Origin of the sequence: Streptomyces coerulescens, from assembly GCF_042657965.1 — a bacterium.
In the GTDB taxonomy this organism is placed as follows: domain Bacteria; phylum Actinomycetota; class Actinomycetes; order Streptomycetales; family Streptomycetaceae; genus Streptomyces; species Streptomyces coerulescens.
Window position 1 is genome coordinate 326,075 of the sequence record NZ_JBHSKM010000012.1, and the last position, 13,222, is coordinate 339,296.

The window sequence follows — 13,222 nt, forward strand, 5'->3', positions numbered from 1 at the left end:
ACGACCTTCAACGGCACCGCGTTGGAAAGCCCTTCCCCTCGCCCTTCGAAGCCCTTCAAGAGCAAGGGGATGCCCCAACCGCAGCTGGGCACGGCAGGCGCACATCTCAACAGTAGGCCGCAGAAGGCTTCCACGGGCAGCGGTCGTCGACGGTTGCCCGAATGCGCCCCACCCACCCGTATGCATCTGGTATGCGCCGATCGGGCACCCTTCAACCGTTACTCCTCCGCGGGGAGGGCAACTTCGGCCGCCGCGTCGGGCCCCTGATCCAGCAGGACATTGAAGCCGTCCTCGTTCAGAACAGGCACCTTGAGCTGCATCGCCTTGTCGTACTTGGACCCGGGGTTCTCGCCCACCACAACAAAAGATGTCTTTTTCGAAACGGAACCGGTTACTTTCGCTCCGCGGCTCTGGAGCGCGTCCTTGGCCCCGTCGCGCGTGAAGTGCTCCAGTGTGCCGGTGACCACGACCGTGAGCCCCTCCAGCGGACGCGGTCCCTCGTCCTCCCCGGAGCCCTCCTCCTCCATGCGGACGCCGGCCGCCCGCCACTTGCGCAGGATTTCCTGGTGCCACTCCTCGGCGAACCACTCCTTGAGCGAGGCGGCGATGATCGCCCCGACGCCGTCGGTGTTCGCCAGCTCCTCCTCGCTCGCCTGCTCGATGCGCTCGATGGAGCGGAACTCACGGGCCAGCGCCTCGGCGGCGACCGGGCCGACGTGACGGATCGACAGGCCGGTGAGGATCCGGGCCAGCGGGCGCTCCTTGGCGGCGGCGATGAACTCCAGCATCGAAACCGCGTTCTTCTTGAGCTCGCCCTGCTGGTTGGCGAAGACCGTGGCGATCTTCTCCTCGCCGGTCTTCGGGTCCCGCTTGGGCAGACCGCTGTCCTGGTCGAGGACGTACGCCTTGATGGGCAGCAGCTGCTCGGGGCTCAGGTCGAACAGGTCGCCCTCGTCGACCAGCGGCGGCTCGGCCGGCTCCAGCGGCTTGGTGAGCGCGGCGGCGGCGACATATCCGAAGTGCTCGATGTCCAGCGCCTTGCGGCCCGCGAGGTAGAACAGCCGCTCACGCAACTGGGCCGGGCAGGAGCGGGCGTTCGGGCAGCGCAGGTCCACGTCTCCCTCCTTCATGGGCCGCAGGGCCGTACCGCACTCCGGGCATTCGGAGGGCATCACGAACTCGCGCTCGCTGCCGTCGCGCAGGTCGACGACCGGTCCGAGGATCTCGGGGATGACGTCACCGGCCTTGCGCAGCACCACCGTGTCGCCGATGAGGACGCCCTTGGCCTTGACCACGTCCTGGTTGTGCAGGGTGGCGAACTCGACCTCCGAGCCCGCGACCGTGACCGGCTCGACCTGGGCGTAGGGGGTGACCCGGCCGGTGCGGCCGACGCCCACGCGGATGTTGACGAGCTTGGTGTTGACCTCTTCCGGCGCGTACTTGTACGCGATGGCCCAGCGCGGGGCGCGGGAGGTCGAGCCGAGGCGGCCCTGGAGCGGGATCTCGTCGAGCTTGACGACCACTCCGTCGATCTCGTGCTCCACCGAGTGGCGGTTCTCGCCGTAGTACGCGATGAACTCACGGACGCCGTCGATGTCGTCGACGACTCTGTTGTGCGTGGAGGTGGGCAGCCCCCAGGACTTGAGCAGGTCGTACGCCTCGGACAGGCGGGACAGGCCCTCGAAGCCCTCCAGCGCGCCGATGCCGTGGACGACCATGTGCAGCGGAAGGGTCGCGGTGACCTTCGGGTCCTTCTGCCGCAGCGAACCCGAGGCGGAGTTGCGCGGGTTGGCGTACGGCTTCTCGCCGGCCGCCACCCGGCGGGCGTTGAGCTCCTGGAAGGCCTCCATCGGGAAGTAGACCTCGCCGCGGATCTCGACGAGCGCCGGGACGTGGTCGCCCGTCAGGCGGTGCGGAATCTCCCCGATCGTCATGACATTGGGCGTGATGTCCTCGCCGATCCGGCCCGTACCGCGGGTGGCCGCGCGGGTCAGCCTGCCGTTCTCGTACGTCAGGTTCACCGCGAGGCCGTCGACCTTGAGCTCGCACAGGAAGTGGTACCCGGGAGTGCCCACGTCCTTGTGGACGCGCTCGGCCCAGGCGGCGAGCCCGGCGTCGTCGAAGACGTTGTCGAGGGAGAGCATGCGCTCGCGGTGCTCGACCTCGGCCAGGTCGGTCTCGAACTCGACGGAGACCTTCTGCGTCGGCGAGTCCGGTGTGCGCAGCTCCGGATACTCGTCCTCCAGCGCTTCGAGGCTGCGCAGCAGCTCGTCGAACTCCGCGTCGCTGACGACCGGAGCGTCCTTCACGTAGTACCGGAAGCGGTGCTCCTCGATCTGCTCAGCGAGCTTCGCGTGCTGCTCCCGTGCCTCGGTGGGCACCGTCGTCTCCGCTTGCTTGTCGCCGGCCACCGTGTTTCCTCCCGTTACTCTGGGTTGTCCGCGAGGGATCTCGCCGCCCGGACGCAATGGGCGAGAGCCTTGCGCGCGTACTCCGGGGAGGCCCCCGCGAGTCCGCACGACGGCGTGAGAGTGACCGCCTCCGCGAGAAGCCCCGGAGACAGCCCCAGCCTGCGCCACAGCGTCCTGACACCCATGACGCTACCGGCAGGGTCTGACAACGGGCCGTCCGTGCCGGGGACGACACCGGCGAAGAGCCGGGTCCCCGATTCCACCGCCTCACCGATCGCGTCGTCGTCACGCTCGGTGAGGAGGGAGAAGTCGAAGGAGATCGCCGCCACGCCCGCCCGGCGTAGCAGGGCGAAGGGTACGTCCGGTGCGCACGAGTGGACCACGACGGGGCCGTCGCCGTGAACCCCGACGACGTCGCGGAGCGTGGCCTCCACGATCTGCCGGTCCACGGCGCGGTGGGTCCGGTAGCCGCTGGCGGTCTTCACCTGCCCGCGCAGGACCGCGGTGAGGGAGGGCTCGTCGAGTTGCAGCACGACCCGGGCGCCGGGGACGCGGCGCCGGAGCTCGGCGAGGTGCTGCCGCAGCCCCTCGGCGAGCGAGGCGGCGAGGTCGCGGCAGGCGCCGGGGTCGCCGAGCGCCACCTCTCCGTTCTTCAGCTCCAGCGCGGCGGCCAGGGTCCAGGGCCCCACGGCCTGGACTTTGAGCAGGCCCTGGTAGTCCTGGGTGAACTCCTCCAGCGCGTCGAGGTCCTCCCCCAGCCAGGAGCGGGCCCGCCTGGTGTCCCGCCCCGGCCGGTCGCCGATCCGCCAGCCGCTGGGCTCCACGCGCGCGTACAGCTCGACGAGCATCCCGGCGGTCCGCCCGATCATGTCGGCGCCGGGCCCGCGGGCGGGCAGTTCGGCGAGGAACGGGAAGTCCTCGAAGGAGCCGGTGACGGTCTTGGCGGCTTCCCGGGCGTCGCCGCCCGGCATGGAACCGATGCCGGTGGCGGGGGCGAAGGTGGGGTTTGCGTTCACGTCCAGAAGCCTATGTTTTCCGCCCCCGCCGCCCCTACCCGTCCCGGCCTTCCGGGGCTCCGCCCCGGACCCCGCTCCTCAAACGCCGGAGGGGCTGAGTTCTCAGCGCCCCGGCCGCACCGTCAGGTCGTTGACCTCCGCGTCCCTCGGCAGGTCCAGGGCCATCACGATCGTCGTCGCCACCGACTCGGGGTCGATCCACTTCGCGGCGTCGTACTCCTTGCCCTCCTGCTGGTGGACCTTGGCCTGCATGGGGCTCGCCGTCCGGCCGGGGTAGACCGTGGTGACCCGCACTCCGTTGCCGTGCTCCTCGTGGCGCAGCGAGTCCGCCAGGGCCTTCAGGCCGTGCTTGGAGGCGGCGTACGCGGACCAGTCGGCATGGGCGTTGAGGCCGGCGCCCGAGTTCACGAACAGCACATGGCCGCGGGCGGCACGGAGCTGGGGCAGGAAGTGGCGGGTCAGTTCGGCGGGGGCGATGAGATTGACGTTGAGCTGGTGGCGCCAGGACTTCGGGGTCAGGTCGCCGACCGGGCCGAGGTCGACGACGCCGGCGATGTGCAGCAGGGAGTCCACCCGGTCCGGGAGCGACTGGTGGGAGAACGCCCAGGACAGCTTGTCCGGGTCCGCCAGGTCGCCGACCAGCGTCTTCGCGCCGGGGAACTCCGCCGCCAGTTCCTTCGCGCGGCCCGCGTCGCGCGCGTGGAGCACGAGTTCGTCCCCGCGCGCGTGCAGGCGGCGGGCGACGGCCGCGCCGATGCCGGAGCCGGCTCCGGTGATCACATGTGTAGCCATGCCCGCCATGCTCGCATCAGCGGGGGTTCACTCCACGCCCCGGCTCTCCTCCAGGTACGCCAGTGCCCCGACCGGCTCCTCGGCGAAGAACACCAGGTCGGTCAGGGGGCGGGGCAGGAAGCCCTCGTCCTCCATGCGGCGGAACTGCTCTTTCAGGCCGTCGTAGAAGCCCGCGGTGTTGAGCAGCACCACCGGCTTGTCTGTGTGCCCGTGCTTCTTCAGCTCCAGGATCTCGGTGGCCTCGTCGAGCGTGCCCGTGCCGCCGACCATGATCACCACGGCGTCGGCCTTCTCCAGCAGCAGCCTCTTGCGCTCGGCGAGGTCCTTGGCGATCACCATCTCGTCGACGCCCGGGCGGACCTTGGCGGCCAGGAACTCCACGGAGACCCCGACGAGCCGTCCGCCCGCCTCCTGCACGCCGTCCGCGACCACCTTCATCAGACCGACGTCGGAGCCGCCCCACACGAGCGTGTGACCGCCCTTGCCCAGCAGTTTCGCGAACTCGCGCGCGGGGCGCGTGTACCGGTCGTCGAGGTCGGCGGCGGAGAGGAAGACGCAGATTCGCATGCAGCCACCGTACGCGGGAAGAACCCGGCGCCCGCGAGTGCTCTTCGGATATGGCTGATGGACACACGATCACGATCGAGCAGGGCACGCGACGCGTGCGGGCCGTGCACGGCGGCCGGATTCTCGCGGAGAGCGACCGCGCCCTGGTCCTGCGCGAGACGGGCTGTCCCGCGCGCTACTACATCCCCGCCGAGGACGTACGGCTGGAACTGCTGACGCCCTCCGAGACCCACACCTACTGTCCCTTCAAGGGAACGGCGTCCTACTGGTCGCTGCCGGACGCGGCGGACCTCGTCTGGGCGTATCCGGACCCGAAGCCGGACGTGGCCGAGATCAAGGACCACCTCTGCTTCTACGAAGTCGAAGTGTCGTGAACGATTAGTTCCGCGCCGTACGGCAATCTCCACAGACATGGATAAGCACACCAATTCCGCCGACGGCACCTCCCTCGCGTACGAGACCAGCGGTGACGGCCCTGCGGTGATCCTCGTCAGTGGGGCGATGTCCACCGGGGGCACGGTGGCGCCGCTGGCCGTGCCCCTGGCGCGGCACTTCAGGGTCGTCGTGTACGACCGGCGCGGGCGTGGCGCCAGCGGTGAAGCCTCGCCGTACGCGGTGGAGCGCGAGGTGGAGGATCTCGCCGCGCTGATCGACGCGGTGGGCGGTGAGGCGGCGCTGTACGGCACCTCCTCGGGCGGTGCGCTGGTGCTCCGGGCGGCGGCGAGCGGGCTGCCGGTGCGTCAGGCCGCGGTCTACGAGGTGCCGTTCGCCGTGTACGAGGGCGGTGCGCGGGAGCGCGCCGAGTACACCGAGCGGTTGACCGAGGCGCTGGAGGAGGGCCGCCGCGGGGACGCCGTGGAGCTGTTCCTGCGGCTGACCGGGATGGCCGAGCAGATGATCCAGGGCGCCCGCCAGTCCCCCATGTGGGCGGGGCTGGAGACGATCGCGCCGAGTCTGGCCTACGACAACGCGGTCATGGGCGACGGTCTTGTGCCCCGGGACCTGCTCGCGTCGATCACCGCGCCGGTACTGTCCGTGGCGGGCAGCGCCAGCCCCGCATGGCTGCGCGATGCGGCGCGCGCGGTCGCGGAGACGGTGCCCGAGGGGTCGTACCGGATCCTCGAAGGGCAGACACACATGGTCGAGCCCGACGTCATCGCGCCGGTGCTGACGGAGTTCTTCGCGAAGTGACGGGACGGTCCGGCCGACTGAAGTGACCGGACGGCCCGCCGGCCGTAGTGACCGGGCTGCTCGCCGGCCGTGGTGATGGGGCGCCCTGCCGACCGAAGTGACCGGGCGGCCCGGTCGGAGTCCGGGCCGCCGGCTCAGACAGCCGTCGGTGTCGCCCGCACCGTGGACGCGATCGTCGCCGAGCCCACCACGCGCGTGCCGTCGTACAGGACGATCGCCTGGCCGGGGGCCACTCCGCGGACCGGCTCGGTGAAGGTGACCTGCAGGGAGCCGTCGACGAGCTCGGCGGTCACCTCGCTCTCGCCGCCGTGGGCGCGCAGCTGGGCGGTGTAGGTGCCGGGGCCGGTCGGGACGGCGCCGCACCAGCGGGGCTTGATGGCGGTGAGGGCGTCGACGTCCAGGGAGGCCGCCGGGCCGACCGTCACCGTGTTGTTCACCGGCGAGATGTCCAGGACGTAGCGCGGCTTTCCGTCGGCGGCCGGGGTGCCGATGCGCAGGCCCTTGCGCTGGCCGATGGTGTAGCCGTACGCGCCCTCGTGTGTGCCGAGCTTGGCTCCCGACTCGTCGACGATGTCGCCCTCCGCCTTGCCGAGGCGGTCGGCGAGAAAGCCCTGGGTGTCGCCGTCGGCGATGAAGCAGATGTCGTGCGAGTCGGGCTTCTTGGCGACCGCGAGGCCACGGCGCTCGGCCTCCGCGCGGATCTCGTCCTTCGTGGTCAGCGTGTCCCCCAGCGGGAACATCGCGTGCGCCAGCTGCTTCTCGTCCAGGACGCCGAGGACGTACGACTGGTCCTTGGCCATGTCGGAGGCTCGGTGCAGCTCGCGGGTGCCGTCGTCGTTGAGGACGACCGTCGCGTAGTGGCCGGTGCAGACGGCGTCGAAGCCGAGGGCCAGCGCCTTGTCGAGCAGGGCCGCGAACTTGATCTTCTCGTTGCAGCGCAGGCACGGGTTCGGGGTGCGGCCGGCCTCGTACTCGGCGATGAAGTCCTCGACGACGTCCTCGCGGAAGCGGTCGGCGAGGTCCCACACGTAGAACGGGATGCCGATGACGTCGGCGGCGCGCCGGGCGTCGCGGGAGTCCTCGATGGTGCAACAGCCCCGCGCGCCCGTGCGGAAGGATTGGGGGTTCGCGGAGAGGGCGAGGTGGACGCCGGTGACGTCATGGCCCGCTTCGGCCGCGCGGGCGGCGGCGACGGCGGAGTCGACCCCGCCGGACATGGCGGCGAGGACGCGGAGGGGGCGGGTGGGCTGCGCGGTGTCAGTCATAACCCTTCCAGGGTACGGGGCGCGGGAACCAGGGCTGCCGAGTATCCGTTGACGATCACATGGGACAGCGGAAGGCTCCGAAGGACGGCGACCGGAAGGTCGGGCGTCGTGCGTTGCTCATCGGCGGGACGGCGGCCGCGGTGGGCTCGGCCGTGCTGGCCCGGGACGAGCTGGCGCGCCTGTGGTGGCGGGTGCCGGGCGTGGAGAAGCCGCGCAAGGAGGGCGAGGTCGACTTCGCGGGCGCGCGCTGGGTGGCGGCGTCGGACGCGAACTGGCGCCGTGCGGACCGGCCCGACGACTACGGCATAGACATGGTGGTCATCCATGTCACCCAGGGCAGCTTCGACAGCGCGGTGAAGGTGTTCCAGGACCCGGAGCACGGGGCGGCCGCGCACTACATCGTCCGCAAGGACGGCCACGTCACACAGATGATCCGCGAGCTGGACGTGGCGTACCACGCGGGCAACCGCGACTACAACGAGCGCAGTGTCGGTATCGAGCACGAAGGGTTCGTGGAGAGACCGCAGGACCTCACGGACGAGATGTACGAGGCGTCGGCGCGGCTGACGGCCCGCATATGCGCGCGCTACGACATCCCCGTCGACCGCGAGCACATCATCGGGCACGTGGAGGTACCGGGGACCGACCACACGGACCCCGGGAAGCACTGGGACTGGGACCGGTACATGAAGCTGGTCCGGGCGGCGCGCACCGCATCGGCGTAGCGCTCTGTCGGGCTAGGTGAGCCCTGCCGCCCGTGCGCGTTCCACCGCCGGGCCGATCGCCTTGGCGACCGCTTCCACGTCCGCCTCCGTGGAGGTGTGGCCGAGGGAGAAGCGCAGGGTGCCGCGGGCCAGGTCGGGGTCGGTGCCGGTGGCCAGCAGGACGTGGCTGGGCTGGGCGACGCCGGCGGTGCAGGCGGAGCCCGTGGAGCACTCGATGCCCTGGGCGTCCAGCAGCAGGAGCAGGGAGTCGCCCTCGCAGCCCGGGAAGGTGAAGTGGGCGTTGGCGGGGAGCCGGCCGCCGGGTGCCGGGTCGCCGCCGAGGATCGCATCCGGGACGGCCGTACGGACCGCCTCGACCAGGGAGTCGCGCAGGGCGCCGATCTCCCGGGCGAACCACTCGCGCTGTTCGGCGGCGAGACGGCCGGCGACCGCGAAGGAGGCGATGGCGGGGACGTCGAGGGTGCCGGAGCGGACGTGGCGTTCCTGGCCGCCGCCGTGCAGCACGGGCACGGGGGTCTGGTCGCGGCCGAGGAGCAGCGCGCCGATGCCGTAGGGGCCGCCGATCTTGTGGCCGGAGACGGTCATCGCGGCGAGGCCGGACGCGGCGAAGTCGACCGGGACCTGCCCGAAGGCCTGGACCGCGTCGGCGTGCAGCGGGACGTCGAACTCCCTTGCCACGTCGGCCAGTTCACGGATCGGCATCACGGTGCCGATCTCGTTGTTGGCCCACATCACGGTGGCCAGGGCGACGTCGTGGGGGTCGCGGGCGATGGCTTCGCGCAGGGCGTCCGGGTGGACGCGCCCGTGGGAGTCGACGGGGAGGTACTCGACCTTCGCGCCCTCGTGCTCGCCGAGCCAGTGGACGGCGTCGAGGACGGCGTGGTGTTCGACGGGGCTGGCCAGGACGCGGGTGCGGGTCCTCGCCGGGTCGGCGTCGCGGCGGGACCAGTACAGGCCCTTGACCGCGAGGTTGTCGGCCTCGGTGCCGCCGGAGGTGAGAACCACCTCGCTGGGGCGGGCGCCGAGCGCTTCCGCGAGGGTCTCGCGGGCCTCCTCGACGGTGCGCCTCGCGCGGCGGCCGGACGCGTGGAGGGAAGAGGCATTGCCGGTGACGCCCAGCTGGGCGGTCAGTGCCTCTGCCGCCTCCGGGAGCATGGGGGTCGTCGCGGCGTGGTCGAGGTAAGCCATGGTGGCCACGATTCTAAGGGGCGCCGGTAAGGCGCCTTGTGTCAAGGTCGGCCGGCCACGGCCAGGGGTGCGCCCCTGCGGCTTCCCGCTGGAGTCGGTGCCCTCGTCGGCTGCGCGACGACTGCCCCTAGAAGCTCCAGGACAGCGTGCTGTCCATCTGCATGAACGCCAGCAGGACCAGCAGGTCGGCGACGCCCAGCCCCATGCCCAGGTACGCCCGGCCCTTGCGGCCGGTGCCACGCCACAGGGACACCGCGGCCAGGACGATGGCGGTCGGGCCGAGGAAGAGGTTGAAGACGAGCAGGCCGAGCAGGCCGAGGATGAAGGACGCCACGGCCATGCCGTCGGCGTCACGGGTGCGGCTGCGCGCGCCGGGGCGGGCGGTGGCCGGTGCGGTGAGTTGCATGTCAGCTCCTGAGGTGTCGGTTCGGTCCGGTCGGTGGTGTCAGTTGCGGCGGGCGTGACGCTCGCGGGCGGCGAAGACGGTCAGCCAGACGGCGATCACACCGGCTGCGACGACGGTGAAGGCGAGCGGTGCGTGGGCGACGGCGCCCAGCACCACGCCCAGCAGCAGGAGCGCGGCGACGAGGAACAGCATGGTCGGATCCCCCTCCGAGATCTCTTGTGGCGATCTCTCTCGTTACATTTCGGTGAACAGTTGTAGTAACAGTTGTTCACTGACTCCTAAGTCTAGCGCGCCGCGCGGCTTTTCAATTCCAGAGAACAGTTGTTAACTGCATGGCATGAGTCACACCCTCGGCCTTCGGCAGGCCCAGAAACAGAAGACCCGACAGGCGCTGCTGGACGCGGCGTTGGGACTGCTGGAGGAGCAGAGCCTGAGCAGCCTGGGCCTGCGCGAGGTCACCCGCGCCGTCGGCGTCGCCCCCACCGCCTTCTACCGGCACTTCCGCTCCACGGCCGACCTCGGCGTCGCCCTCGTCGAGGAGGCGCTGGGCAGTCTGCACCCGATGATTCGCACGATCGTCTCCTCGGCCGGCGACAGCGACCAACGCATAGAACGGGCCGTCGAGTTGATAGCCCGGCACGTCGAGACGCACCCGGCGCACGTCCGCTTCATCGCCCGCGAGCGGCACGGCGGTGTGCAGTCCGTGCGGGAGGCGATCCAGGACCAACTGGCCCTGTTCGCCGATGAGGTGAAGGAGGCGCTCGCCAAGGACCCGCTCTCCGAGGGCTGGAACGACGACGACCTCCTGATGCTCGCCCACCTCTACGTCGACCAGATGCTCATCACGGCCTCGCTGTTCCTGGACGTCCTGGAGTCCCCGGAGGACGAGCGGCACCGCGTCACCCGGGCCGCGACCCGCAGGATGCGACTGATCAGCATCGGGCGCGAGCACTGGCTGGACTGAGCCCGGGCAGCACGGACGGGGCGGCGCCCCCGGTCATCGGGGGCACCGCCCTTGACGTACGACTTCGAGTCCAGGGTTCGGAGGGGGATCACCAGGGCATCTCACCGTGCCGGTCACGGAAGGTGCCGGTCGGTCCGTCCGGCCCCATGGTGGCGAGTTCGACGATCGCGTCGGTCCCCTCGGTCACCGTCTGCGGACCGCTGTGCCCGTTGAAGTCGGTCGCGGTGTAGCCCGGGTCGGCCGCGTTCACCTTCACGTCCGGCAAGGACTTCGCGTACTGCGTGGTCAGCATGGTCACGGCGGCCTTGGACGCCGTGTAGAGCGGCGCGAGGTTCCTGGACTCGACGCGCTCGGCGTCATGGGTGGCCGCGAACGACCCCATACCGCTGGACACATTGACGATCACCGGGCTCGCGGACTTGCGCAGCAGCGGCAGGAACGCGTGAGTGACCCGGACGATGCCGACGACATTGACGTCGAACACCTCGCCGGCGTCAGCGGCCGTGATCCGGTCGGCGGGGCTGTGCGTCCCGAAGACACCGGCGTTGTTGATCAGGACGTCGATGCCGCCCTCGCGGGCCGCGATGTCGGCGGCGGCCGCGGCCACCGACGCGTCGTCGGTCACGTCGATCTGCACGAAACGGGCGCCGAGCGCGTCGGCGGCCCGCTGACCGCGCTGCGGATCGCGAGCCCCGACGAGGACGGTGTGGCCGGCCTCGATCAGTCGGCGGGCGGTCTCATGGCCGAGGGACTTGTTGGCGCCTGTGATGAATGTTGTCGTCATGCGTCCAACCCTCGGCCCGTGACGAGAGGACAACCAGTGCCCCCGGCGACGGTAGGACAGCCAGTACCAGGCACGACGGCCCCGCGGTGGCCACAATGGTCGAGTGGACGAGACCCTTGGCACGGCACTGCGCCGCTGGCGCGACCGGCTTTCCCCTCTCGACGTCGGGCGGACCGCGCACCCCGGACGGCGTGCGGTGGGGTTGCGCCGCGAGGAACTGGCCGAGCTGGCGGGGCTGTCGGTCGACTACGTGGTGCGGCTGGAGCAGGGGCGCGCCACGAGCCCTTCGGCGCAGGTCGTGGCGAGCCTGGCCAGGGCACTGCAACTGGAGCCCCTGGAGCGGGACTACGCCTACCGGCTGGCCGGCCTCCTCCCTCCCCAGGAGGGGACGATCTCCACGCATGTGCCGGCGGGGGTCCAACGCATGCTGGCGCGCCTCGGCGAGTACCCCGTGGGCGTCTTCAGTGCCGACTGGACCTTGCTGACCTGGACTCCCGCGTGGGCGGCGCTGCTGGGCGACCCCAGCGCACGGACACACACCGAGCGGAACCTGGTGCGGGCCGTCTTCGCCACGGGGCCCTCGGGGCTCGCGGCCTGGCCCGTGCTCCAGGAGGACGACGCCCTGAAACCCGCCCTCGTCGCCGATCTGCGCACGGCCCTCGTCGACTACCCCCGCGACCGTGGACTGAACGACCTCGTCGCGGAACTGCGCTCCACGAGTGCGGAGTTCACCCGGCTGTGGGACGAGGGCACGGTCGGTCCGCACGTCTCGGCCCGCAAGACCGTCCGGCACCCCCAGGTCGGCGAGGTGACCTGCGACTGCGACGTGCTCACCGTCCCGGGCTGCGACGTCCGCCTGGTCGTCTACACGGTGGCCGCGGGCTCCGCCGACGCGGAGAAGCTGGAGTTCCTGCGGGTCACGAACGGCGTCCGCGCCGACGGCCCCTCGCCTCCGGGACCCGGTCTGTTCTCCACGCCGTGACGCCCACACGACGCGGCACGAATCCAGCCCCGGGCCCCTGAAGGGGCGCCTAGGCCCCGAGCCGCACCCGGGCCAGCTGCCTCGACTGGGCCACCAGCCGGTCCGCGCTGTCCCAGACCTCGGCGTCCTCCTCCAGGAAGCCGCCCGCGAGGTTGCGGGTGGTGATCGAGACGCGCAGGGGGCCGGGAGCCGGACGGCAGCGCACGTGGACGGTCAGTTCGACCGTGGGGACCCAGCCGGAGATGCCGATCTCGAAGGCGGTCGGGGGCAGCGCGTCGACCGCGAGGAGAAGCGAGAGCGGGTCGGGGTCACGGCCGTCGGCCAGGCCGAACCAGGCCCTCATCTCCCCCTTGCCCGAAGGCCGGCCGAGCGCCCAGCCCAGCGTCGACGGGTCGAGCTTGAGCATCAGGCGGTCGGCGATGGCCGAGCTGCCGTCGACCGGGGCGGGACCGTCCTCGGGGCCGAAGCAGTGGTCCATCGGCGGGATCGCCGGCGGCTGGGCCGTCGTACGGACGTCGTCGGGGAGGGAGTCCAGGTCGCCGTAGGAGGCGAGGACGCGGATGCGCTCGACCTCGCGGCCCTGCTCGTCGTACTGGAGGAGCGAGGCCTGTCCGGTCGACAGGGTCCGGCCCGTGCGCACCACGTCCGTGCGGACGACCGCCGGGCCCGGCTGGGAGGCGGACAGGTAGTGCGCGGAGATCGTGAACGGGTCGTCGTGCGGCAGGGCGTCCGCGAGGGCGCGGCCGAGCACGGCCAGCAGATAACCGCCGTTGACGGCGCTGATGATGGTCCAGCCGGCGGACAGGTCGATGTCGTAGACGCCGGGTGCGCGGCGGGTGAGCGCGGTGTCGCGGTCGAACTCGCTGTCGCCGATCGTGGCCCGCGTGGCCGTCGTGGCGGAGGCTGCTTCTGGCATGGATGAACGGTACAA

15 protein-coding genes are annotated in these 13,222 nt (G+C 71.2%); 5 read left to right on the forward strand and 10 right to left on the reverse strand.

What is annotated here, in order from left to right:
* Positions 1 to 218: 218 nt before the first annotated feature.
* The 4 genes from ligA to ACFPQ9_RS20980 all read right to left on the reverse strand — a co-directional run bounded on the left by ligA (position 219) and on the right by ACFPQ9_RS20980 (position 4,786).
* Positions 219 to 2,411, reverse strand: a complete 2,193-nt coding sequence (gene ligA / locus ACFPQ9_RS20965) for an NAD-dependent DNA ligase LigA (protein ID WP_380855049.1) — start codon at positions 2,409 to 2,411, stop codon at positions 219 to 221.
* A gap of 14 nt (positions 2,412 to 2,425) precedes the next feature.
* Positions 2,426 to 3,382, reverse strand: coding sequence for a methionine synthase (locus ACFPQ9_RS20970; protein WP_380855320.1), 957 nt, complete (start codon positions 3,380 to 3,382; stop codon positions 2,426 to 2,428).
* 147 nt (positions 3,383 to 3,529) lie between these two features.
* Entirely contained in the window at positions 3,530 to 4,219 is a 690-nt protein-coding gene (locus tag ACFPQ9_RS20975; protein WP_380855053.1) for an SDR family oxidoreductase, read from the reverse strand.
* A 27-nt stretch (positions 4,220 to 4,246) separates the two neighbouring features.
* Complete coding sequence (locus ACFPQ9_RS20980) at positions 4,247 to 4,786, reverse strand: LOG family protein (protein ID WP_062699656.1); 540 nt, start codon at positions 4,784 to 4,786, stop codon at positions 4,247 to 4,249.
* A 50-nt stretch (positions 4,787 to 4,836) separates the two neighbouring features.
* Here ACFPQ9_RS20980 and ACFPQ9_RS20985 point away from each other — a divergent pair, with 50 nt between their 5' ends.
* On the forward strand, positions 4,837 to 5,160 hold the full coding sequence (locus ACFPQ9_RS20985) for a DUF427 domain-containing protein (protein WP_380855057.1): 324 nt from the start codon (positions 4,837 to 4,839) through the stop codon (positions 5,158 to 5,160).
* A 37-nt stretch (positions 5,161 to 5,197) separates the two neighbouring features.
* Positions 5,198 to 5,977, forward strand: coding sequence for an alpha/beta fold hydrolase (locus tag ACFPQ9_RS20990; protein WP_380855060.1), 780 nt, complete (start codon positions 5,198 to 5,200; stop codon positions 5,975 to 5,977).
* Between the two features lie 134 nt (positions 5,978 to 6,111).
* On the opposite strand, the gene mnmA is transcribed toward ACFPQ9_RS20990, so the two are convergent.
* Entirely contained in the window at positions 6,112 to 7,242 is a 1,131-nt protein-coding gene (gene mnmA / locus ACFPQ9_RS20995) for a tRNA 2-thiouridine(34) synthase MnmA (RefSeq protein WP_380855063.1), read from the reverse strand.
* Between the two features lie 59 nt (positions 7,243 to 7,301).
* Here mnmA and ACFPQ9_RS21000 point away from each other — a divergent pair, with 59 nt between their 5' ends.
* Positions 7,302 to 7,967 carry an N-acetylmuramoyl-L-alanine amidase gene (locus tag ACFPQ9_RS21000; RefSeq protein ID WP_380855066.1) on the forward strand — a complete coding sequence of 222 codons (666 nt, stop codon included), beginning with the start codon at positions 7,302 to 7,304 and terminating at the stop codon, positions 7,965 to 7,967.
* A 12-nt stretch (positions 7,968 to 7,979) separates the two neighbouring features.
* Here the strand turns inward: ACFPQ9_RS21000 and ACFPQ9_RS21005 are convergent, their stop codons facing one another.
* The 3 genes from ACFPQ9_RS21005 to ACFPQ9_RS21015 all read right to left on the reverse strand — a co-directional run bounded on the left by ACFPQ9_RS21005 (position 7,980) and on the right by ACFPQ9_RS21015 (position 9,753).
* Complete coding sequence (locus ACFPQ9_RS21005; protein WP_380855069.1) at positions 7,980 to 9,155, reverse strand: cysteine desulfurase family protein; 1,176 nt, start codon at positions 9,153 to 9,155, stop codon at positions 7,980 to 7,982.
* Positions 9,156 to 9,282: 127 nt separating this feature from the next.
* On the reverse strand, positions 9,283 to 9,561 hold the full coding sequence (locus tag ACFPQ9_RS21010) for a DUF4190 domain-containing protein (RefSeq protein WP_380855072.1): 279 nt from the start codon (positions 9,559 to 9,561) through the stop codon (positions 9,283 to 9,285).
* Positions 9,562 to 9,600: 39 nt separating this feature from the next.
* A complete protein-coding gene (locus tag ACFPQ9_RS21015; RefSeq protein ID WP_380855075.1) occupies positions 9,601 to 9,753 on the reverse strand; it encodes a hypothetical protein in 153 nt (50 codons plus the stop codon).
* A 145-nt stretch (positions 9,754 to 9,898) separates the two neighbouring features.
* Between ACFPQ9_RS21015 and ACFPQ9_RS21020 the strand changes: the two genes are divergently transcribed.
* Complete coding sequence (locus ACFPQ9_RS21020) at positions 9,899 to 10,525, forward strand: TetR family transcriptional regulator (RefSeq protein ID WP_380855078.1); 627 nt, start codon at positions 9,899 to 9,901, stop codon at positions 10,523 to 10,525.
* An 88-nt stretch (positions 10,526 to 10,613) separates the two neighbouring features.
* Here the strand turns inward: ACFPQ9_RS21020 and ACFPQ9_RS21025 are convergent, their stop codons facing one another.
* A complete protein-coding gene (locus ACFPQ9_RS21025) occupies positions 10,614 to 11,309 on the reverse strand; it encodes an SDR family NAD(P)-dependent oxidoreductase (protein WP_380855081.1) in 696 nt (231 codons plus the stop codon).
* 103 nt (positions 11,310 to 11,412) lie between these two features.
* Between ACFPQ9_RS21025 and ACFPQ9_RS21030 the strand changes: the two genes are divergently transcribed.
* Positions 11,413 to 12,291: a helix-turn-helix domain-containing protein gene (locus tag ACFPQ9_RS21030; RefSeq protein WP_380855084.1), complete on the forward strand. Its 879-nt coding sequence runs from the start codon at positions 11,413 to 11,415 to the stop codon at positions 12,289 to 12,291.
* 49 nt (positions 12,292 to 12,340) lie between these two features.
* Here ACFPQ9_RS21030 and ACFPQ9_RS21035 read toward each other — a convergent pair whose 3' ends face one another.
* The gene (locus tag ACFPQ9_RS21035) at positions 12,341 to 13,207 is read right to left on the reverse strand and encodes a thioesterase family protein (protein ID WP_380855087.1); all 867 of its coding nucleotides are present in this window, start codon (positions 13,205 to 13,207) and stop codon (positions 12,341 to 12,343) included.
* Positions 13,208 to 13,222: the final 15 nt, after the last annotated feature.